Source organism: Pirellulales bacterium, assembly GCA_019694435.1.
Classification (GTDB): domain Bacteria; phylum Planctomycetota; class Planctomycetia; order Pirellulales; family JAEUIK01; genus JAIBBZ01.
Genome location: JAIBBZ010000011.1, coordinates 60742 through 81860, shown reverse-complemented (window position 1 = coordinate 81860; position 21119 = coordinate 60742). Strand labels below are relative to the sequence as shown.

Below are 21119 nucleotides of genomic sequence, written 5' to 3'. Positions count from 1 at the left end.
CGCGATGGATCGCCAGCGCTCGCCAATCTGCCATCCATACGGCCGGCCGGCGCGCCGCCTTGCGGCGTTGCTGTTGTTGTTCGCGACGGCGGGCGGATGCGCGGGCTATCGCGCCGGCGTGGCCTCGCTCTACCCGCCGGAAATCCGCACGGTCTATGTACCGATCTTCGATTCGACAAGCTATCGCCGCAACTTGGGCGAACGGCTGACCGAGGCCGTCGTCAAGGAAATCCAGCTCAAGACGCCGTTCCAGGTGGTGAACACGCCCAATGCCGACAGCGTGCTGACGGGCACCCTGGTCAACGACACCAAGCGGGTGATCGTCACGAGCCCGACCGACGAGGCCCGCGAATCCGAATTGACTTTCCAGGTCCAGGTCCGCTGGGTCGATCGCCAGGGTACGCTGCTCCGCGCGCCGGCCGCGGTAGCGATTCCCGGCGCGTTGGCCGACGTCGATTATGCCAGCAGCGTCGTTCCCGAGGCCGGCCAATCGATCGTCGTCGGCCAGCAAAAGGCGATCCAGAAGATCGCCGAGCAGATCGTCGGACTGATGGAAGCCCCGTGGTAGACTCCGTGGCATGAGCAATGCCATCGATCCGCGGCTCCCGCAACAGCCGCTTCCTCTCGCACAACGTTTTCCCGGCCGGTCGACCGAGTGGCGCCTGCGCACGCGGGCTGTGCCGCTTGGTCCGCGCCCGCTGGTGATGGGCATCGTCAACGTCACGCCCGACAGCTTCTCCGACGGTGGGCTGTACGACGATCCTCGGCAGGCGATCGAACATGGGCTACGGTTGTGCGCCGCCGGCGCCGACCTGCTCGACATCGGCGGCGAAAGCACGCGGCCCTATGCCGAGAGGGTGCCGGCCGATGACGAGCTGCGCCGCGTCATGCCTGTCCTCGAGGGCTTGCGAGCTGCCGGCGTGCCACTGTCGATCGATACGTCGAAGGCCGTGGTCGCCGAAGCGGCCCTGGCAGCCGGTGTCGAAATCATCAACGACGTGACGGCGCTGACCGGCGATCCGCGCATGATCGACGTCGCACGCACGAGCGGAGCCGCGGTCTGCGCGATGCACATGCGCGGCAATCCGCAAACCATGCAGGATGCTCCGAGCTATGGCGATTTGTTCGGCGAAATCGGCGGCTTTCTCCGCGACCGCCGCGATGCGCTGACCGCGCAGGGGATCGCCCAGGAGCGCATCGCCCTCGACCCGGGCATTGGTTTCGGCAAGACGCATCAGCACAACCTGGATCTGCTCACCGGCTGCTGGCGCTTTCACGACCTGAGCTGTCCGCTCTTGGTCGGCCCTTCACGGAAGGGCTTTATCGCCAAGGTTCTGGGCGACAAAGCGCTCGACCGCATGGCCGGCACCATCGGCGTGACCCTGGCTCTGGCGGCCCAAGGGGTGCAAATCCTGCGCGTGCACGACGTCGGACCGGTGCGGCAAGCCTTGGAACTGTTCGCGGCGGTCGGCGGGATCGACGGAACCGCGCGGCGAGTCGAGTAACCGCGGGCCAGGCGGCAGCCTCGCCCGAACCGCAGCGCACAAACCTCTTCTGCACAGCCACTTAGGACATTTCATGCCAATCTCTGCGGCGTTCGACCGGCGTTGACTCTGCGGCAGGGGCTGGCAATACTTCGCTCTGGATCGAAGTGTCTTTCCCCGCACGCTTTGCGCCTGATTTCAGGCTCTTCCCTATGGCGATCGCCGAGCAGTCCGATTTGCGCACCTATTGCGTCGACTTGGCGCAGCGCGCCCAGGCGGCATCGGTCGATCTCGGCTGCGCGCAGGGGGCTCAGAAAAACGAATGGCTGCGGCAATGCGCGGCACGACTACGCGAGCGTGCCGAGAAGATCCTTGACGCCAATGCCCGCGATGTGGCCGCGGCACCCGAATACGGCCTGACGCCGGCGGCCGTCGACCGGCTGCGTTTGACGCCCGCGCGCATCGAGGACATGGCCCGGGGGCTCGAAGAGGTCGCCGCACTGCCCGACCCGATCGGCGAGGTGATCGAGTCGTCGGTACGTCCCAACGGACTCGACGTGCAAAAGATTCGCGTGCCCTTGGGCGTGATCTTCTTCATCTACGAGTCGCGCCCCAACGTGACGGCCGACGCGGCCGCGCTGTGCGTCAAGAGCGGCAACGCCGTGATCCTGCGCGGTGGCAAAGAGGCCCTGCACTCGAACGTCGTGCTCACCGAATTACTGGTCGCCGAGCTGCCCGCCTGCGGGCTGCCCGCCAGCGCCGTGCAGCTCGTTGGCACCACCGATCGCGACGCCGTGGGACATTTGTTGGGCTTGGATGAATATGTCACCGTCGCCATCCCCCGGGGCGGCGAGAGCCTGATCCGCCGCGTGGCCGCCGAGGCCCGGATGCCGGTGATCAAGCACTTTACGGGCAATTGCCACGTCTATGTCGATCGCGCGGCCGACCTCGAGATGGCCGTGCGTTTGACCGAGAATTCGAAGTGCCAGCGCTACGGCGTTTGCAATGCCGCGGAATCGCTGGTCATCCACGAGGACGTCGCCGAGGCGTTTCTCGCGCGGCTCGCGCCGGTCCTGGCCCGGCAACAAGTGGAGATCCGCGGCGACCAGCAGGTTTGCCGACTTGTGCCCGGCGCCGTTGGGGCGACGGCCGACGATTGGTCCACCGAGTATTTGGCGCCGATTCTTTCGGCCAAGGTGGTCAGTTCGCTCGATGAGGCGATCGACCATATCAATCGCTATGGCTCAAAGCACACCGACACGATCGTCACGCGCGACTACGACGCGGCCCGGCGATTCGCGGCCCGTGTCGACAGCGCGGCCGTGATGATCAACGCCAGCACGCGGTTCAACGATGGTGGGCAGCTTGGGTTGGGCGCTGAGATCGGCATCAGCACCGACAAGTTTCATGCGCGGGGCCCGTGCGGACTGAAGGAATTGACCAGCTACAAATACATCTGCTACGGGAGCGGCCAGACGCGCACCTAGCAGCCTCGCACCGATGCGGTCTGGGCAAGGAGGCCCCGCATGTCCGAAGACGTACTCAGCCAGGCGGAAGTCGAGAACTTGCTGTCCGCCGTCGGCGCAGCCAAGCCCAAACCCGCCGCCGCGGCCGCCCCGAAGGCCGCCGCGCCGGGTCGCCCGCGCGAGAAGGTCACGCCCTACGACTTCAAGCGGCCGGAACGCGTCGGCAAAGAGCAGATGCGGGCGCTGCAGACCCTGCACGAAGGCTTCAGCCGCAATTTCGGCGCGGCGCTCTCGGCGTTCTTGCGCAGCATTGTCGAAGTGAAGCTGACGAGCGTCGATCAGTTGACCTACAGCGAGTTCGTCTTCAGCCTCGAGAACCCGACTTGCTTCAACCTGCTGCAGGCCGAGCCGCTCGAAGGCAACCTAATCCTCGATATCAATCCTTCGATCCTGTACCCAATCATCGATCGGCTGCTGGGCGGCGGGCAAGAACCGAGCGCGCCGATGCGCCGCCCGCTGACCGAGATCGAGCTCGGCCTGGTCTCGCGGATTACGCAGTTGTTCTTGCACGAGCTGCGCAAGGCCTGGGAAAACGTCCTCGACTTGAACCTGTCGGTGGTCCGCGTCGAGAGCAACCCGCACCTCGTGCAGATCGTGCCGCCGAACGAAGTCGTCGTGCTGATCAGCTTCGAGCTCACGATGGGCGAGCTGCGCGGCATGCTCAACCTGTGCATCCCATTCAACTCGATCGAACGCATCAGCTCGAAACTCTCGTCGAATAGCTGGACCACCTATGGCCGGCGCAACGCCACGCCCGAGACCGTGCAGCACATCAGCCAGGCGATTAGCGGCGCCTTGACCGAGCTGGTCGTCGAGCTGGCCGAGACAACCATCACCACCCGTGAGCTGATCGGCCTCCGCGTGGGCGACATCATCACCACCGACAAAGACGTCCGCACTCCGCTGATCGTGCGGATCGAAGGCGTCGAAAAATTCCACGCCCGGCTGGGGGCCTACAAGGGCCAGAAGGCCATCATGGTGCAAGACACGGTGGCCAATCAGCCCGGCTGAATCGCCGTCCGACGGGCACGCGGCTAACCGCCGGCGGCCGGGCGCCGTGCCTCAAAACTCGGCGTTCCCCGGTGTGCGCGGGAACGGGATCACGTCACGGATATTCGCCATCCCGGTCACGAACTGCACGATGCGTTCGAGCCCCAGGCCAAATCCGGCATGCGGCACCGTGCCGTACCTTCGCAGGTCGAGATACCACCAGTAGGCCTGCGGATCGAGATGCTGTTCGCGCATCCGCGCCTCGAGCACGTCGAGCCGCTCCTCGCGCTGGCTGCCGCCGATGATCTCTCCGACGCGGGGCACGAGCACGTCCATCGCCCGAACCGTGCGTCCGTCGTCGTTGAGCCGCATGTAGAACGGTTTGATCGACCGCGGATAGTTGTACAAGATCACCGGCCCGCCAATGTGCTTTTCCGTGAGGTAGCGTTCGTGCTCGGCCTGCAGATCGTGCCCCCAGGCGACCGGGTATTCAAACTTCTGGCCCGACTTGGTCAGGATCTCGACCGCCTCGGTGTATTCGATGCGTACGAATTCACGAGCGGCGATCGTCTGTAGCGTGCTCAGCACGCTGTCGTCGATCCGAGCCTGAAAGAACTGCATGTCTTCTTCGCAACGCGACAGCACGTCGGCCACGATGCGCTTCAAGAAGGCTTCGGCCAGCCGCATGTTGTCGAACAGATCGAAGAAGGCCATTTCCGGCTCGATCATCCAGAACTCGGCCAGGTGGCGCGACGTGTTCGAGTTCTCGGCGCGAAACGTGGGGCCAAAGGTGTACACCTTGCCCAACGATGTCGCGAACACCTCGGCTTCCAATTGCCCGCTGACGGTCAGAAACGCGGGCTGCGCGAAGAAATCCTGCGCGTAGTCGATGCCTTGCGGCGTGCGCGGTGGCTTGTCCAGATCGAGCGTCGTGACGCGAAACATCGCGCCTGCGCCTTCACAATCGCTGGCCGTGATGATCGGCGTGTGAACGTAGAGAAAGCCCTGCTCCTGGAAAAACTCGTGAATCGAGCGGCAGATGCAATTGCGCACCCGGGCCACGGCGCCAAAGGTGTTCGTCCGCGGGCGCAGATGGGCGATCGTCCGCAGGTACTCGAACGAGTGCGCCTTTTTCTGGAGCGGGTAGGTTTCGGCGTCTGCCGTGCCGACCAATTCGACGTGGCTCGCGTGCAACTCGGTGGCCTGGCCCTTGGCGGGCGACGCTTTCACTTCGCCCTGAATGAGGACGCTCGACCCGGCCGTCAGATGTCGAACGACGCCATCGTAGTTGGATAGTTCTCCCGGCGCGACGACCTGCAAATTGCCCAGGCACGAGCCGTCGTTGAGCTCCAGGAAACTGAAGCCCCCCTTCGAATCGCGGCGCGTTCGCACCCAGGCGGCCAGCTCCACCTGGCGGCCGATCGCGTCGGCCTTGCGTACCTGGGCAACCGAAAGTCGTTCCATCGCGCGTCCTGCCGCGGGAGAAAGGTCCTGAGACTAGTGCACGCCTTCCGCCGCGAGCCACCGCTCGGCATCGAGCGCCGCCATGCAGCCGGTGCCGGCCGCCGTGATCGCCTGCCGGTAGTAGTCGTCGGCCACGTCGCCCGCGGCAAACACCCCGGCAACGCTGGTGAAAGTGCGATGCGGCACGGTGAGCTTGACGTACTTCTTCTCCGTCAGCTCCAGCTTGCCTTCGAGAAAACGCGTGTTCGGCGTGTGGCCGATCGCCAGAAACACCCCTGCGGCTTCGCGCTCGTGCGTCGCTCCGCCGTCGGCAGTGCTGCGCAGCCGCACCGCGGTCACGCCGCGCTCGTCGGTGCCCAACACCTCGTCGAGGGCATGATTCCAGACCACCTCGATCTTCGGATCGCTCAACGCGCGCTGTGCCATGATTTTCGAGGCCCGCAGTTCGTCGCGGCGATGGACCAGGTAAACGCGGCTGGCGAACTTGGACAAGTAGGTGCTTTCCTCGACGGCCGAGTCGCCCCCGCCCACGACAACCAGGGGCTTGTTGCGGAATCGCGGCAGCGCGCCGTCGCAGACTGCGCACGCGCTGACGCCGCGGTTCTTGTAGCGATCTTCCGACGGGAGCCCCAGGTAGTTGGCCCGGGCACCGGTGGCCACGATCACGGCATGGGCCTCGACTGGCTGGCCTTCGAGCAACTTGAGGCGGTAGGGCCGATGCGAGAAATCAACTTCGACCACGTCGTCGGTGACGATCCGCGAGCCGAAATTCGTGGCCTGCTGCCGCATGAGCTCCATTAATTCGGGACCGCTGACGCCTTCTTTCTGGTGCGGCGCCATGAGCTGACGGCGATCGGCCACGATCGCGTGGTCGAGATACCCACCCAAATCACCCGCGGGAAAGCCCGGGTAGTTTTCCACCTCGGTGGTGAGCGCCAGCTGACCTAGCGGCAAGGTGCCGGCCAGGCGGTTTTCTTCGGTGATCGCCCCCTCGATGACGAGCGGTTTGAGCGCCGCGCGGGCGGCGTAGATGGCCGCGGTCCAGGCCGCTGGGCCGCTGCCGATGATGACGACTTTTTCTGTCACGAATTCGCTTCCTGCACCTAGAGCCCTGGGATGAGGTCGCCTGAAGGGGCGGCTACCGCCCCGGCCCCGCATGAACTGGCCACGCGAGACCCAGCCGTTGCGCGGGCCAGGCCGCTCGCGGCAGCGCGGCATGGCGAGCGCCGCTCGGAAAGAGGCTGAATTATAGGGGACCCGCGCAGTCCGTCTACCGGATTCGCGTTGCGGTGGAGCGGCCCCGGCAGCTGACCTATATTGGGCGATTGACCGAACGCACGATGCGGCGGCACACGGGGTCTGAAGGCGGTTCCATGTACCTGCTCTTGATCTTCTTCGCGTCGGCGGTGGTGTTGTTGGCCGCCTATCGCGTGTACGGTCCCTTGCTGGGCCGGCTGCTGCAGCTCGACTCCGAACGCCCGACGCCAGCCGTGGCGCTGCGCGACGACGTTGATTTCGAGCCCATCGCGCCGCAATTCCTGCTGGGCCAACATTTCTCCGCGATTGCCGCGGCCGGCCCCATCGTCGGCCCGATCCTGGCCGGCGTGGCATTTGGCTGGTTGCCGGCGCTCTTGTGGATCTTATTCGGATCGATCTTCATCGGCGGCGTGCACGACATGCTGGCGCTGGTGGCCTCGATCCGGCACCAGGCGCGCTCGATTGCCGAAGTGGTCCGAGATCACATGAGCGTGCGGTCGTACCTGCTGTTCCTGAGCTTTGTCTGGCTGGCGCTGGTGTACATCATCGTCGCCTTCACCGATATCACGGCCGCAGCCTTTGTCGGGCAGCAAACGCTCGAAAGCGGCCAGGTCGTCTCGGGCGGCGGCATCGCCAGCTCGTCGTTGATGTATTTGATGCTGCCGATCGTCATGGCGTTGCTGATGCGCTATACGGGATTGTCGCTCGGCAAGGCCACGGCCATCTTCGTGCCGCTCATCGGCGTGGCGATCTGGCTGGGCCAGAAGGTGCCGGTCGACCTCGATCGCTGGCTCGAGCTGACGCCGCAGCAGACACACAAGCTCTGGGACGTGTTGCTGCTGGGCTATTGCCTCGTGGCGTCGGTCACTCCGCTGTGGCTGCTGCTGCAGCCGCGAGGGCACCTCGGTGGCTACTTCTTGTATATCGCGCTCATCGGCGGCGGCGTGGGCCTGTTGTTCGGCCCGCAACCGATCGAGTACCCGGCCTTCACCGGCTGGACCAGCGCCAAGGGCGAGACGCTGTTTCCGATGCTGTTCATCACCATCGCCTGCGGCGCCTGCTCGGGATTTCACTCGCTGATTGCCTCGGGCACGACGTCGAAACAACTGCGACGGGAGACCGACGCACGGCCGATCGGTTATGGCGCCATGTTGCTCGAAGCGCTGGTGGCCATTTTGTCGCTGTCCTGCGTGATGATCCTGATGCCCAACTCCGATCCGTTGCGCAACGGGCAGCCGAATTACATCTATGCCCACGGGATCGGGACCTATATGCAGTCGTTGGGCATACCGCCCGCGCTGGCGATTTCGTTTGCGCTGATGGCGTTCACGACGTTCGTCTACGACACGCTCGATGTCTGCACGCGCCTGGGTCGGTACATCATCCAAGAACTCACCGGTTGGCGCGGCACCGGCGGCCGCTGGTTTGGCACGGCGCTGACGGCCTGCACGCCCTTGTTCTTCGTCACGCAGACGGTCACCGACGCCGCCGGCAAGGCCCAGCCGGCCTGGAAGGTCTATTGGTCGTTGTTTGGAGCCAGCAATCAACTCCTGGCGGCGCTGACGCTGTTGGGCGTCACCGTCTGGTTGTGGCGCACACGCCGCGCCTGGTGGGTCTGGCTCGTGACGGGCGTCCCCACCGTGTTGATGTACGTGATGAGCAGTTGGGCGCTGCTGAGCATGGTGCGGGCCGGCTACAACGCCGAAGGTGCATGGCAGCCGGCCACGGCGGTGCCCTGGGTGGCGATCATCCTCGTGGCGCTGGCCGCGCTCATGTTGCTCGAAGCCATCTGGGTGATCTTGATTCGCCCCTTCTTGGGCACGCCCCCGAAAGGCCAGCCGGCAACGCTTCCGGCCGGCTGATCCATCGCACTTGCCAGTTTGCCCCGGATGTCCTTTTCCGGGCAGCAACTAGCGCCGCAAGTCCATGCCAATCAAGGACTTGGACTTCGGTAGCAACCGCCTTGCCCGGCCTCGACATGGACGTATGGTTGAGGTGGCGGTTTCTAGTTTTGCTGCTGCCCCGTCGGGCCGTAGCGTTCGGGAAGACGACGCGCCAGTCGTCAGGAGTAGGCTCATGACCGCGGGAACCATGCGCGCAACGAGAAGTGGCTGGGTCGGCAGTCACTACTGGAACGGCGGTTGGCATTCAGTCGGCGGCGATTCGTTTGAGAACCGTAATCCCGCTGACGTCTCCGTCGTTCTGGGCACCTATCCCTGCGGCGGAGCGAATGAAGTCGATCAAGCGGTACGTTCCGCCCGCCGCGCGCAGCCGGCATGGCGTCGTACGAGTCGCATTCGCCGCGGCGAGTTGTTCCTCCGCCTGGCCGAGCGGATCGCCCAACAGACCGACGTCCTCGCGGCCGTACTGGCCCGCGAAAGCGGCAAGGTGCTCAACGAAGCGCGGGCCGAAGTGACCGAAGGGCTGCACATGGTCGAATACGTGTGCGGTACGGCGCGGCAGCCGATCGGCGAGGTGCTCGCGTCGGAGATCGCCGCCAAGGACCTGTATGTGCGCCGCAAGCCGCGCGGCGTCGTGGCAGTGATTACGCCGTGGAACTTTCCCTTCGCCGTCCCGTTGTGGATGCTGGGGCCCAGCCTGCTCGAAGGCAACACGGTTGTCTTCAAGCCCTCGGAAGAAACGCCGCAAATCGGCCAGCGGCTCGTCGAGTTGTTCGCCGAAGTGGGGTTTCCGCCGGGCGTGGTGAATCTGGTGCATGGCCTGGGCCAGGAAGCCGGCGACCAACTGGCGCGGCACAACGACGTCGACGTCGTCTGCTTTACCGGCAGCTACGACGTCGGCGCACACATTCGCCGGCTGGCCGCCGATTGCGACCACAAGACGTGCGCGTGCGAGATGGGCTCGAAGAGCGCCGTCATCGTATGTGCCGACGCCAATCTGGAACTGGCCTGCGACGCCGCCGTACTGAGCGCGTTCAAGACCACCGGCCAGCGATGCGTTTCGGCCGGTCGCATCCTGGTGCACGAATCGCTCGTCGATCGCTTTGCCGAGGGCCTGGTCGATCGAGCCCGTCGGCTGCGATTTGCCGACCCGTTCGACCCCCAAGCGTTTGCCGGGCCGGTGATCAACCAGGCCGCCCTCGACAAGGTTCTGCACTACAACGCGCTGGCCCGGGAAGAGGGTGCCGAGGTACTGCTCGCAGGGGGCCGCCTGACCGACGGTTCGCTGGCGGGCGGTTATTTCCTGTCGCCGTTTATCTATCGCCAGGATTATCGCCCCGGCGTGCGCACGATTCGCGAAGAGGTGTTCGGGCCGCACCTGGCGATTGTGCCGTTTCGCGACGATGAGCAAGCGGTCGAGATTTACAACGACACGCCGTACGGCCTGTCGATGGCCGTGATTACCGAAGATTACCGCCGCTGGCGCTATTACCGCGACGAGTGCGACTACGGCATGGGCTACGTCAATCTGCCGTGCATCGGCGCCGAGGTGCATCTGCCGTTCGGCGGCGTGAAGCGCAGCGGCAACGGCCAGCCCTCGGCCGCGGCCCTGGTCGAAGCGGTCACGCATCGCACGGCCTTTACGGTCAATCACGACACGAAGATCACCATGGCCCAGGGGATGAGCGCACAAATCCCCTCCGACCAGCCCCCGAAGTGACGCATGACCACGACCGCCGAACTACAGACTGCTCCGCAGCTAGTTACCCGACTGCCGGGACCCAAGGCCGCCGCGCTCATCGCGCGCGACGACCAGGTCTTGTCGCCGTCGTACACGCGGCAGTATCCGCTGGTGGCCGAACGCGGCTGGGGCTGCGTGATCGAGGACGTCGACGGCAACCGGTTCCTCGATTTCACCGCCGGGATCGCCGTCACGGCCACCGGTCATTGCGATCCCGAGGTCGTGGCCGCGATCGCCGATCAGGCCGGCAAGCTGATCCACATGTCGGGCACCGATTTCTTCTATCGTCCCGAGATCGAACTTGCCGAACGCCTGGCACGGCTCGCCCCCGGCGCAGAGCCAAAACGGGTGTTCTTCGCCAACAGCGGAACCGAAAGCATCGAGGCCGCCATCAAGCTGGCCCGGTACCACACCGGCCGCAGCCGATTGATCGCTTTCTATGGCGCGTTTCACGGGCGATCTTGCGGCGCCTTGTCGCTCAGCGCAAGCAAGGCCATCCATCGACGGGGGTTTGGGCCGCTCTTGGCAGGCGTGCACCACGCAACCTACGACTGCGACGAGCGTGAGCTTGAGCGCGTGTTGGCCCACGTCGCCCCGGCCGAGGAAGTTGCGGCCGTGTTTGTTGAACCGATCCAAGGCGAGAGTGGTTATCGCGTTCCCAGCGCCGACTTCCTGCCGATGCTGCGACGCGTCTGCGATCGCCACGGCATTCTGCTCGTGGCCGACGAGGTGCAGTCGGGCATCGGCCGCACGGGCCGGATGTTTGCTTGCGAGCATTTTGGCGTGGTGCCCGACGTGATTTGCCTCGCCAAGGGTCTGGCCAGCGGGATGCCGCTGGGGGCCGTCGTGGCCAAGGCCGAGCTGATGGACTGGCCGCCGGGCGCACATGCCTCGACTTTTGGCGGCAACCCGATCAGTTGCCGCGCGGCACTGGCGACGCTCGACCTGATCGATCGTGGCTTGCTGGATCAGGCGCGCCAACGCGGGGACGAGCTTTGCCAAGGCCTCGCGCGATTGGCCGCGCAAGGCCTGCCCATCACGGCCGTCCGTGGCCTCGGCCTGATGCTGGCCTGCGACGTCGTCACCGACGGGCAACCCGACTCGCGGCGCCGCGACGATGTCCTGCAAGAAGCCTTTGAGCGCGGCTTGTTATTGCTGGGCTGCGGGCCGGCCGGAATCCGGTTCTGCCCTGCGCTGTGCGTTACATCCGCGCAATGCGAGACGGCACTGCAAGTGCTGGCCAGCGCCCTGCAGGCGACCGGCGCCAGCCGCTAGCCCACCGGGGGCTTTCCCCCATGCCAGCCGAGGCGGGTTCTGGTATGCTCCCCGCAAGATGATCGGCCGTCGAGATTTGGGAGCCTGAACGACACATGACAACGCGGCAACTGACTTTCGCGCTCTTGATGTTCGCCTTGCTGCCGAGCGCCAGCGCCACTGCCGAGGAGCGCAAACACACGCCTGATCCGATCGACAAGGTCAAACAGCTCGTCGACGAGGACAAGGCGATTCTGATCGATGTGCGCGAACTGAAGGAGTGGCGCAAAGGACACATCGTCGGCGCGACGCTGTTGCCGCTCAGCGTGCTGGGGAAAGCGGCCAAGGATTCTGCCGCGCTGGCCCGACTGCTCGAAGATCTGCCCAAGGACAAGCCGATCTACGTCCACTGCGCGTCGGGCCATCGCTGCCTGCTGGCATGCGACGTCCTCGAACAGGCGCAAGGTTACGACTTTCGCCCGCTCAAGCCGGGATACAAGGACCTCGTCGTGGCTGGCTTCGCTCATGCCGAGGGCGACTAGCCGCCCTGCGCTGCGATCCACGCGCCAGCATCGCTAGCACCCGTCGACCTTCGCCGCCTTGACCCGCTACGCCGGCTCCGGCTAGCTTGCCGCACCCTGTATTTCTCCGTTCTCCGCCCCCCTGCGCCAAGGATGGCCCGGGATGTCGAGCTTCGTGCTCCTCAGTTGGTCCACGGTTGCCTTCGCAGGCCTGATCCAGGCACTGCTGGGCCTACTCCAGACCTGGGAACATCGCCGCTTTGCGGTCAGCCGCATCCGTACCCCGGCGACTGCACCGGAGGCGCCGTCGCGCGTGCTGCTGTGCGTGCCTTGCAAAGGCCAGGAAACGGGCCTGGCCGAAAACCTTCGGCCACTGTTTCAACAAGACCACGGCAACTACGAATTGGCCCTGATCGTCGAGTCGCTCGATGACCCCGCCGTGGCGACGATTCGCCAGATGCTCGCCGAATTCCCCAGCTTCGACGCGCGGCTGGTCGTTGCCGGACGCGCCGCCGACGGCGGCCAAAAGGTCCACAATCTGCTCGCGGCCACGGCCCATTTGTCGCCGGCGATCTCGACGATTGCTTTCGCCGATTCCGATGCGCGGCCCCAGCGATCGTGGCTCACTCGCCTCGTGGCGCGGCTCGAACGGCTGGAGTGCGGCGCCACCACCGGATATCGCTGGTTCGTGCCGCAGCGTGCGGGGTTGGGCAACGCGCTGCTCTATTCGATCAATGCGGGCGTCGCCTCGATGTTGGGGCCAGGCGGCCATCACCTCGTCTGGGGAGGCTCCTGGGCCATTGCCCGCGCGACGTTCGACCGCCTGGACCTGCACGATGCCTGGTATGGCGCGGTCAGTGACGATCTCGTCGCGAGCCGCGTGCTGGCCAGGGCCGGCCTGAAGATCGAGTTCGTGCCCGAGTGCATGGTCGCTTCGCCGCTCGATGTCTCGCTGGGTCAGAGCCTCGAGTTCATCCGCCGTCAGTACATGATGGCGCGGTTCAACGTGCCCAAGTATTTCTGGCTGGCTGGCATGATTCTGGCAATCGCCGTGGGGGCGTTCTGGGGCGGCCTGGTGCTGGCCCTGTTCGGCGCGCTGAGCGGTGCGGCGTGGTGGACCATGCCCTTGGCGGCCACGCTGAGCATCTACCTGTTGCTCGTCGCGCGCGGCATCGTGCGGCAGGCGATTCTGCAAGCATGCCTGCCCCAGGCCTGGCCAACTTTGCGGGCGTGGGCCGTGTTCGACTGCCTCGCCGCGCCGCTGGCGACGCTCGTGCACTGGGCCGGCTGGATGTCTGCGTTGAATGGTCGCTGTGTCACCTGGCGCGGCGTGACCTATCGCTTTCTCCGCGGCGGACAAGTCGCCGTGTTGGGCCGCGCAACAAGTGCGGCAGAATCGTTCACTCCGCCACGACCGCATTCACGATCGGTGCGGACCGGCGATGTCGCTCAAGTTTGAGTTTGCAAGAAAGGAACCGTGTCGATGCACGTCGTGCTCTGGGACACCCGTAAACGGGACATCTCGAAGGATTTCGCCGGCGGCTACGGCGTCGGCATGTACCAGGGTCACGGCGGCGCCCGCGGCTGGTTCCTGAGGCAGATGTACAAGCGCGACCGCCGCCCCGTGTCGCTGAATTTCGCGTACCTGGCCGCGATCTTTCGCCGCCTGGGCCACACGGTCCAGTATGCCGAAGACCAGCTCCCCGCCGGCGCCGACCTGTACGTCTTCAATCCTGCGCTGGTGACGCTCGACCTGGAAGTGGCCGCCATGCAGCAGGCCCTGGCCCAAACGCCGCGGCCGCGCGTACTCGTCACGGGACTCGTGGCCTACACCTTGCCCGAGGCCTTCGCAAATCTCGACGTCAAGCTGGTCAAAGGCGAGCCCGAGCAACTGCTGTGGAAGCTCGACGAGGTGCTCGAATCGCCGCAGCGGATCGTCGAGGTCGGCACGGTGAAGAACCTCGACGACCTGCCCTGGCCCGACTGGTCGCCGTTCCAGCCGCAGCGGTTCAAGATCGCTTACGACTTCTGGCAGTTTCCCACGGGACTGGTCCAGCAGAGCCGCGGCTGCACGTTCAGTTGCAACTATTGCCCGTACATCATCATGGAAAACGCCACGCGGTTCCGCGATCCCGAACAGGTGGTCGCCGAAATCCGCCACGGCATGCGCGAATACGCCTTTCGCTCGTTCAAGTTCCGCGATCCGCTGTTCGGGCTCGACCGCAAGCGGGTGCTCGCGCTGGCCGAGCATCTCGGCAAGCTGCCCAAGCGAGTTCAATTCTCGATCGAGGGGCGGATCGACATTCTCCGGCCCGAAACGCTCAAAGTGCTCAAGGAAGTGGGCCTGGTGAGCATCACGGTAGGCATCGAAACGCCGGCCGAGACGACGCTCAAGCAATATAAGCGCGCGCCGATCAAGGACGACAAGCAGCGGGAGTTCGTGGCCCGGTGCCGCGAGCTGGGCATTCGCACGGTCGCCGGGTTCATGATCGGCTTTCCCGAGGACACGCCGCAGTCGATCCGCAACGTGCTCAAATACGCGAAGTCGGTCAACCCGACTTTCGCGAATTTCAACATCGTCACCCCCTACCCCGGTACCGAGTTCTTCCAGCAGGTCCGCGAACAGGTCGCTAGCTTCGACTACTCGAAGTACAGCGTCTACACGCCGGTGATGAAGTACCAGCACCTGACAGCCGAAGAAGTGCAGCAATGGCACGCCAAGTGTTTTACGAGCTACTACTTCCGCTGGCCGTATCTGCAGGACAACGCTTTGTTGCTCTGGCCGTGGCTGAAGCACCTGGGCTTGCAAGCCCCGCCGAAGGCCGAGCCCGCTGCGGCGCCGGCGACCGACCCGTTGCCGGTGCTCGACCAGCGGTCCGAGCTGCGCGCCGATCAGCCGCACGAACAGGTACACACGATTTCGTCGCCCGGCTCGCGGACTCCCGGTTCGCGCACGGCTGCCTGAGACGAACTAGACGCCGCGCACGACGACGACGTACCAGAACCCTGGTCCGTGTACGCCGGTGGTCAATTTCAGCTCCAAGTCTCCGGTCTTGCTCGGACCAGTAATCAGCGTGACGTTACTCGGCAGGCGATCGAGCCCCGCGGCTTCGAGCCGAGTGAACACGTCGAACAAATCGGCGACGATTTGGCTTTCGGCGACGATTGCAATGTGCACCTTGGGCGCCAGGCTGGCGAGCCGCTCGTGGCCCGGCCGGGCAAGCATGACGAGCGAACCGGTCTCGGCCACGGCACATTCACAACTGGTGACGCCGACGTCGGCCGCCAGCATCGCGGCTTTGGCAGCGGACGGTTGTATCTCGGCCAGCGCCGCGTAGTCGGCCACGGTCAAGCCCAACTCGGCCGCGAGATCCTGCCAGCCGAATTGCTCGAGGACAGGATGCTGCCAGCAGAGCGCGTGCCGCGCCCCGTGCCGCTCGATCCACTCCTGCACCTGGTGCCGGGCCGCGATCCAATCGTCGACGGCCACCGCCGTCCCGCCGACGGCCGTGGCCTCGCGCACGAACGATGCTACGCGATCGTCGCCACCACCGACGTAGCCGATGCTCGCCGGAATGTCCCCGCGCGTCGCGACGTGAAAGCGGCTGCCGGACTGGGTCGCCTGCCGCACGCGCTGGAAAAACTCGTCACGATTCATCCCCGCTGCTCCTCGCGCCACCAGTCGCGAAACCGTTGTGCAGCCGGCGCTGGAAAATCGCGGGCCGCCGTCCAGCCACCGACACCGGGCAAACGGCGCAACCACGGCGAGCCGCGTTTCAACCGCCCCACGGTGCGCGTCGCCAGCCACGTAGCCAACCGGTAGGCCCAAGGCCGCCGCATCGCGCGCGCCCAGAGTCCATAGACGAGCGCTTCGAACTTGCTGCCGGTCGCCGGATCGTCGTGCAGTTGCTCGCGGAGCTTGATGAGCATCTCGGGAATGGCGATCTTCACCGGGCAGGCTGCCTGGCACGCGCCGCACAAGCTCGACGCATGGGGCAAGTGGGGATTTGCCTGCAGACCGTCGTAGAGCGGCGTGAGCACCGCTCCGATCGGCCCGGCATAGACGCCGCCATAGGCATGACCGCCGATATTGCGATACACGGGACAAGCATTCAAGCAGGCCCCGCAACGGATACAGAACAGGCTCTCGCGCAGCGGACCACCGAGGATCCGCGAGCGCCCGTTGTCGAGCACGACCAGGTGAAATTGCTCGGCCCCGTCGAGTTCGCCTGCGCGGCGCGCGCCGGTGATCAGCGACGTGTAAATCGACAGCTTCTGGCCCGTGGCCGCGCGTGCCAGGACTTTGAGAAACACGGGCAGATCCGCCAACCGGGGAATCACCTTTTCCATGCCCATCACCGCGATGTGCACCCGCGGCAGGCTGACGGTGAGCCGTGCATTCCCCTCGTTCGAAACGAGCACGATCGTCCCCGTCTCGGCCACAGCGAAATTCGCCCCGGTGATCCCGACGTCGGCCGAGGCAAACTCGGCGCGGAGCGTTTCCCGGGCATAGGCAGCCAATTGCGGGGCATCGGCCGGTAGCGCCCGTCCCGCCGAGTTCGAGAGAATCTCGGCCACGTTGCCCACGGTCAAGTGTACGGCCGGGGCGACGAGATGACTGGGGCGCTGCTCGGCGACTTGCAGGATGTACTCGCCAAAATCCGTTTCAACGACGTCGATGCCGCGCTCGCCGAGCGCCCGGTTGAGGTGAATCTCCTCGGTCGTCATCGACTTCGACTTGACGACTTTGCGCCCGCCGGCGGCTTCGACGAGGTCGCCGATAATCCGGCAGGCGTCGGCACTGTCGGCCGCGTAATGCACCTGGCCGCCACGAGCGAGGATACTGCGCTCGAGCGTCGCCAGGTGTTCTTCGAGTCGCAGCAGGGTCGCGTCTTTGATCGCCCGCGCACGTTCGCGCAGCAGGCTCGATTCGCGCAGTTGCGCAAACGCCTCGCGATTGCGGCTGCCCAAGGTGTCGCCCAGCCGGCTCAACGCCAACTGCAAGTTGGCGTTGGCCAGCGCTTCGTCAGTCGCCGCAAGAAACTCGTGATGCTCTTGCCGGGTGTAGTCGATCATGGCCGGCATAATAACGCCGGCCCGAGGATGCGACTACAGTCCCCGCCCGCAGGCGGCTAACCGCGGTAATGCACTTTGTAGCCGCCGCACTTGTCGAAGCGAATCACGGCCGTGAATCCGCAGCACCAGTCGTAGCGAACCAGGCCGGCGCCGATGAGCGTGCAGCGCTCGCTGACCACGGGGCAGCCGTCGCAGCAGCACGGAATGCACAGGTCGATCGGGATCTCGCAGCCGGTGCACGGATGGCACACGATGACCGTGAACGTCTTCGTGCAGCAATCCGGTGGCGGGCACAGCAGGCCCAGCCGTGCGGCCTGGGCCGTATTCCCCGCAGCCGCGACGAGCAGCAAAGCCAACACGAGGACCTGGGACATCCGCTTCAATTGTCGTGGCATGGTGATTCTCCTCTTGCGCTGAATGTTCCGGTTGCCGGCGCCAGGCGTGCCCGCGCCAGTTGCCGTGCGAACGCAGGCCGGCAATCGCAGTGCCGGCCTGCACCAAAGCTTGTCATATTTCGGCCCCGACCGCAAAGGGGGGGCCGGCACGGCGAGTGCCTGCGTCGGCACCCAATCATAAGGCGCACCTGCGGAGTAAACGTTACCTCCAGGCCGGAGAACGACGTCCATTTGCCGCATCGACTTTTGTGACCTAGGTTTCCGAAAGCGGGTTCCCTTTCTGGTCCAGGCCCGCACTCCGGCGCTCGCCCGAGCCATGTTGGCACGGTCGGCCGCCGGCGGACCAATGCGGTTCCGCTGCACGGCCATCGAGGCCTAACATACCGTGACGCTTGTCGCAGATGAACGCCGCTGCGCGTCGAGCGAGCCCGTAGCCGGGCGCGAACCAATTCGTTCGTGGAGCCCGGTCAGCGAGGTGTTTGCCGAGCTGTTGTCTGACGGCAACCGCTTTCGGCAGGTTGTCGACGAGCAACTGGCCGAGCTGGCGGCGTTGCGTGACCAATTGCTCCAGCGCCAGTCGCAGCTCGAGCTGCGTGAAGCGCGCCTCGACACCGAGGATCAACGTCTGCTCGCCCAGCAGACAGAACTGGTCGAGCTGCGAGCGGAGATCGAACGCCGCCAAACCGAGCTGCAAGCCCAAGGCGAGCGGCAACACACCGAACTTGCGCAGCGCTGCGACGAACTGGCCGAGCGATGCGAGGCCGTTGCCATTCAGCGCGACACCGCCTTGGCCGATCTGTTAAGTGCCCAGCAAGAGCTGGCACGCCAATCCGAGCACTTCGCCGCCGAGGCGGCGGCGCCACCAGCCGAAATCGTCGAGCGCCTGGCCGCCGTCGAACACGAGCGCGACACCCTGGAAGCCGAGCTGGAAGCGGTCCGCAACCGCACCGCGGAGATGGCCGAAAACCTCACGCTCGAGCGCCGCAAGATGGCCGAAGAGCGCGCCGAATGGGCCGGCGAGCTGCGGCAGTTGCGCAAAGTGCTCGAACGCCAGGCGATGCTCGTCGCCGATCACGAATCAGCCGTGCAGGCCGGCGCGCGATGCATCTCGGCGACGACCGAGGTTTATGGCGCCGTGGCCGTCGCGCAGCGCGATCCGGCGATCAATGCCGTGATGTTGCAGTTCGAAAAGCTGCAAAAAGATCGTGCCCGACGACGAGGCCGCGAGTCGGCCGGTACGCCGACAGATTAGCATCCTTTCGGAAACGACCACGCACAGGAGCCGGTTTGCCATGACGCGCCTCCGCCAATTCGCCGAGTGGTGCTATTGCCGACGTCGTCGTGTCGTGTTGCTGGTCGCCTTGGCAGCGAGCCTCGCCGCCTGCGCGTTGGGCCTCGGCAAACAGCAATTGCTTCCCGTCGTTGCCGGCTGCGTGGGCCTGGTCTACAGCGGTTGGCGATTGGCGGCAGTTTGGCGCAAAGTCGCCCAACCCGTGGCCTGCCGCGCCAGCGCGCCGGCCAAGGCAGCGCCGCCGCCCGTGGCCGAAAAGCCGGGCAACTCTTCCGCACAACTCATTGATCAATTATTGCGGCACGGCCGTCATGCGCTCTTGCTGCGTCCCGAGATCGTCGAGAATCTCACGGCCGAACAGCTTGAGCGCACGCTCGCCGAATTGGCCGACCAGATGGCCCTCGTGCCCGAAGGCGAAGTCTGGGTCGGCGACGGATCGACGTCCGGCGCCGAGTGCTACAGCCCCGAAACGATCCCACAGGGGCGCGTGGTGCGCGTCGCTTCGTATCTGATCGATCGCTTCGCCGTGACCAACGCGCAGTACCGCGCCTTCATCGCCGACGGAGGCTACGAGCAGATGGGACTGTGGGATCCACAGATTTGGCCCGGGGTGCTCGATTTCACCGATCGGACAGGCCATCCCGGGCCGCGCGGCTGGCACGACGGCAACTATCCCGAGGGCGAAGACGATCATCCCGTCGTCGGGGTGTGCTGGTACGAGGCCTGCGCCTATGCACGCTGGGCCGGGAAGCGGCTCCCCACCGATGCCGAGTGGGAAAAGGCCGCCAGTTGGCCCGCGCAACGCTCGGGCAACACACGGCCGGGCCGCAAATTCCCCTGGGGCGATGGCTTCGAGCGCAACCGCGCCAACCTGTGGGGCGCGCGCACCGGCACGGCCGCAGTGCAAGATTTCGCCACGGGCGTCAGCGTGGGCGGTGTCCACCAGATGGTCGGCAACGTGTGGGAATGGACCGCCGGCGCCTACGGCGACGACCAGGACGACCTGATTCTGGCCGCACCGCTGCGTAATCTACGGGGTGGCGCCTTCGACACTTACTTCCCGTGCCAGGCCACTTGCCAGTTCCGCAGCGGCGACGACCCGTTGGCCCGCAAACACAACGTGGGCTTTCGGTGCGCCGTGAGCATGGGCGAGCTGGCCATGGGCAGTGACGCCGGCGCCGGCGAAGAGCTGAATCCCGTCGATCTGCCGGCCGCCGCAGACCTTGCAGACGAATCGATCGCCGCGGGTTGCGCAAGCGCTGACCCGCGGTGCGCCGAAACCCTGGCGGAGATGCATGCATGAATCGCGAAGTCACGCTCGAACTCGATTCGTATCGCCTGGCGCAATACGCGGTCCAGGTGCCGTGCTACATCTGCGACGGTCCAAACACTTTTGATGCCGAGTATTGCCGACACTGCTGCGCGCCGATGGCGGTCAGCCACCAGGCCGCGCATCAAAAGGTGCAACCGCGGCTGATCGCCACGCTGGGGGCCAGCGGCGTCGGCAAGACGGTGTATTTGGGCATGCTGATGGACATCCTGTCGCGGCAGACGCCCGACTTGCAATTGCTGGCCCGCGGCGCCTTTTCCGTCACCCTGCAGCAGACGACGATCGCCGCGCTCGAACAATGCCAGTTTCCGGACAAGACCCCCAACGAGCCCGACCGCTGGAACTGGGTCCACTGTCATATTCGCGACCCGAAGCTGCGGCGACCGGCCGAACTTGTGATGCCCGACCTGGCCGGCGAGGCGCTGCTCGAAGAGGTCGATCATCCGCACACGTATCCCGTCATCCAGTCGCTGTTGCACAAATGCGCCGGCGTGCTGGTCCTGGTCGACGCTTCGCAGGCGCTCGAGGGCCATCGCAACCAGGATTACTTCGCGATGAAGCTGCTGTCGTATCTCGTCGAATTGAACGACGACCCCAAGAACGGCTGGTCCCAGCGCCCCGTCGCGCTGGTCTTTACCAAGGCCGATCAGTCGGCCTCCTGCTTCGACGACCCGCTCGCCTTTGCCCAGACCCAACTCTCCGGGGCCTGGCAGATTTGCGCGCAGCGCTATAAGCAGTTCCGGTTCTTCGCCACCAGCGTGGCCGGCGCCTGCGCTTATCGCCACCTGCCCAGCGGGAATCTGCAGCGCATTCCGCTGCGCATCGAGCCCCGCGGCGTCGTCGAACCGTTCTCCTGGTTGATGGAGCGGCTGCGGGCATAGCGCCAAGC

At 65.4% G+C, this 21119-nt stretch carries 18 protein-coding genes; 13 read left to right on the top strand and 5 right to left on the bottom strand.

Translation table 11 applies throughout. The annotated features are described in order from the left end of the window. The first annotated feature begins 4 nt into the window (after positions 1–4). The 4 genes from K1X74_10785 to fliM all read left to right on the top strand — a co-directional run bounded on the left by K1X74_10785 (position 5) and on the right by fliM (position 4021). Complete coding sequence (locus K1X74_10785) at positions 5–568, top strand: hypothetical protein (GenBank protein ID MBX7166820.1); 564 nt, start codon at positions 5–7, stop codon at positions 566–568. A 136-nt stretch (positions 569–704) separates the two neighbouring features. Beyond that, positions 705–1505: a dihydropteroate synthase gene (gene folP / locus K1X74_10780; GenBank protein MBX7166819.1), complete on the top strand. Its 801-nt coding sequence runs from the start codon at positions 705–707 to the stop codon at positions 1503–1505. Between the two features lie 191 nt (positions 1506–1696). Next, the gene (locus K1X74_10775; protein ID MBX7166818.1) at positions 1697–2971 is read left to right on the top strand and encodes a glutamate-5-semialdehyde dehydrogenase; all 1275 of its coding nucleotides are present in this window, start codon (positions 1697–1699) and stop codon (positions 2969–2971) included. A 39-nt stretch (positions 2972–3010) separates the two neighbouring features. Then, a complete protein-coding gene (gene fliM, locus K1X74_10770) occupies positions 3011–4021 on the top strand; it encodes a flagellar motor switch protein FliM (protein MBX7166817.1) in 1011 nt (336 codons plus the stop codon). 51 nt (positions 4022–4072) lie between these two features. Here the strand turns inward: fliM and asnS are convergent, their stop codons facing one another. Next, on the bottom strand, positions 4073–5464 hold the full coding sequence (asnS, locus tag K1X74_10765) for an asparagine--tRNA ligase (protein ID MBX7166816.1): 1392 nt from the start codon (positions 5462–5464) through the stop codon (positions 4073–4075). A gap of 33 nt (positions 5465–5497) precedes the next feature. Further along, positions 5498–6622 (bottom strand): FAD-dependent oxidoreductase, encoded by a 1125-nt coding sequence (locus K1X74_10760; GenBank protein ID MBX7166815.1) that lies wholly within the window; start codon positions 6620–6622, stop codon positions 5498–5500. Positions 6623–6837: 215 nt separating this feature from the next. Between K1X74_10760 and K1X74_10755 the strand changes: the two genes are divergently transcribed. From K1X74_10755 to K1X74_10730, 6 genes are all read left to right on the top strand, one after another. Further along, on the top strand, positions 6838–8583 hold the full coding sequence (locus K1X74_10755; GenBank protein ID MBX7166814.1) for a carbon starvation protein A: 1746 nt from the start codon (positions 6838–6840) through the stop codon (positions 8581–8583). Positions 8584–8797: 214 nt separating this feature from the next. After that, entirely contained in the window at positions 8798–10342 is a 1545-nt protein-coding gene (locus K1X74_10750; protein MBX7166813.1) for an aldehyde dehydrogenase family protein, read from the top strand. 3 nt (positions 10343–10345) lie between these two features. Further along, positions 10346–11638: an acetyl ornithine aminotransferase family protein gene (locus tag K1X74_10745; GenBank protein MBX7166812.1), complete on the top strand. Its 1293-nt coding sequence runs from the start codon at positions 10346–10348 to the stop codon at positions 11636–11638. A gap of 95 nt (positions 11639–11733) precedes the next feature. Next, positions 11734–12159, top strand: coding sequence for a rhodanese-like domain-containing protein (locus K1X74_10740; GenBank protein ID MBX7166811.1), 426 nt, complete (start codon positions 11734–11736; stop codon positions 12157–12159). A gap of 142 nt (positions 12160–12301) precedes the next feature. After that, a complete protein-coding gene (locus tag K1X74_10735) occupies positions 12302–13597 on the top strand; it encodes a glycosyltransferase family 2 protein (GenBank protein ID MBX7166810.1) in 1296 nt (431 codons plus the stop codon). Positions 13598–13621: 24 nt separating this feature from the next. Continuing rightward, positions 13622–15103 (top strand): B12-binding domain-containing radical SAM protein, encoded by a 1482-nt coding sequence (locus tag K1X74_10730; protein ID MBX7166809.1) that lies wholly within the window; start codon positions 13622–13624, stop codon positions 15101–15103. A gap of 6 nt (positions 15104–15109) precedes the next feature. On the opposite strand, the gene K1X74_10725 is transcribed toward K1X74_10730, so the two are convergent. From K1X74_10725 to K1X74_10715, 3 genes are read right to left on the bottom strand one after another with little or no spacing between them, the layout of a single operon-like run. After that, the gene (locus K1X74_10725; GenBank protein ID MBX7166808.1) at positions 15110–15796 is read right to left on the bottom strand and encodes a lactate utilization protein; all 687 of its coding nucleotides are present in this window, start codon (positions 15794–15796) and stop codon (positions 15110–15112) included. Then, positions 15793–17214, bottom strand: a complete 1422-nt coding sequence (locus tag K1X74_10720; GenBank protein ID MBX7166807.1) for an iron-sulfur cluster-binding protein — start codon at positions 17212–17214, stop codon at positions 15793–15795. The genes K1X74_10725 and K1X74_10720 overlap by 4 nt, the downstream gene beginning before the upstream one ends. Before the next feature lie 56 nt (positions 17215–17270). Continuing rightward, complete coding sequence (locus K1X74_10715) at positions 17271–17609, bottom strand: hypothetical protein (protein ID MBX7166806.1); 339 nt, start codon at positions 17607–17609, stop codon at positions 17271–17273. Positions 17610–17994: 385 nt separating this feature from the next. Here K1X74_10715 and K1X74_10710 point away from each other — a divergent pair, with 385 nt between their 5' ends. The 3 genes from K1X74_10710 to K1X74_10700 are packed head-to-tail and all read left to right on the top strand — an operon-like array spanning position 17995 to position 21111. Next, entirely contained in the window at positions 17995–18861 is an 867-nt protein-coding gene (locus tag K1X74_10710; protein MBX7166805.1) for a hypothetical protein, read from the top strand. A 40-nt stretch (positions 18862–18901) separates the two neighbouring features. After that, positions 18902–20203, top strand: a complete 1302-nt coding sequence (locus K1X74_10705; GenBank protein ID MBX7166804.1) for a formylglycine-generating enzyme family protein — start codon at positions 18902–18904, stop codon at positions 20201–20203. Beyond that, positions 20200–21111, top strand: a complete 912-nt coding sequence (locus K1X74_10700; protein ID MBX7166803.1) for a hypothetical protein — start codon at positions 20200–20202, stop codon at positions 21109–21111. The genes K1X74_10705 and K1X74_10700 overlap by 4 nt, the downstream gene beginning before the upstream one ends. Positions 21112–21119 lie beyond the last annotated feature (8 nt).

Bases quoted from the DNA above. Each gene is read 5' to 3' on its own strand.
- K1X74_10785 (MBX7166820.1), top strand. From the start codon at position 5: ATGGATCGCCAGCGCTCGCCAATCTGCCATCCATACGGCCGGCCGGCG.
- K1X74_10705 (MBX7166804.1), top strand. From the start codon at position 18,902: ATGACGCGCCTCCGCCAATTCGCCGAGTGGTGCTATTGCCGACGTCGT.
- K1X74_10760 (MBX7166815.1), bottom strand. From the start codon at position 6,622: ATGCGGGGCCGGGGCGGTAGCCGCCCCTTCAGGCGACCTCATCCCAGG.
- folP (MBX7166819.1), top strand. From the start codon at position 705: ATGGGCATCGTCAACGTCACGCCCGACAGCTTCTCCGACGGTGGGCTG.
- K1X74_10720 (MBX7166807.1), bottom strand. From the start codon at position 17,214: ATGATCGACTACACCCGGCAAGAGCATCACGAGTTTCTTGCGGCGACT.
- K1X74_10725 (MBX7166808.1), bottom strand. From the start codon at position 15,796: ATGAATCGTGACGAGTTTTTCCAGCGCGTGCGGCAGGCGACCCAGTCC.
- K1X74_10775 (MBX7166818.1), top strand. From the start codon at position 1,697: ATGGCGATCGCCGAGCAGTCCGATTTGCGCACCTATTGCGTCGACTTG.
- fliM (MBX7166817.1), top strand. From the start codon at position 3,011: ATGTCCGAAGACGTACTCAGCCAGGCGGAAGTCGAGAACTTGCTGTCC.
- K1X74_10755 (MBX7166814.1), top strand. From the start codon at position 6,838: ATGTACCTGCTCTTGATCTTCTTCGCGTCGGCGGTGGTGTTGTTGGCC.
- K1X74_10745 (MBX7166812.1), top strand. From the start codon at position 10,346: ATGACCACGACCGCCGAACTACAGACTGCTCCGCAGCTAGTTACCCGA.
- asnS (MBX7166816.1), bottom strand. From the start codon at position 5,464: ATGGAACGACTTTCGGTTGCCCAGGTACGCAAGGCCGACGCGATCGGC.
- K1X74_10740 (MBX7166811.1), top strand. From the start codon at position 11,734: ATGACAACGCGGCAACTGACTTTCGCGCTCTTGATGTTCGCCTTGCTG.
- K1X74_10700 (MBX7166803.1), top strand. From the start codon at position 20,200: ATGAATCGCGAAGTCACGCTCGAACTCGATTCGTATCGCCTGGCGCAA.
- K1X74_10750 (MBX7166813.1), top strand. From the start codon at position 8,798: ATGACCGCGGGAACCATGCGCGCAACGAGAAGTGGCTGGGTCGGCAGT.
- K1X74_10730 (MBX7166809.1), top strand. From the start codon at position 13,622: ATGCACGTCGTGCTCTGGGACACCCGTAAACGGGACATCTCGAAGGAT.
- K1X74_10735 (MBX7166810.1), top strand. From the start codon at position 12,302: ATGTCGAGCTTCGTGCTCCTCAGTTGGTCCACGGTTGCCTTCGCAGGC.
- K1X74_10715 (MBX7166806.1), bottom strand. From the start codon at position 17,609: ATGCCACGACAATTGAAGCGGATGTCCCAGGTCCTCGTGTTGGCTTTG.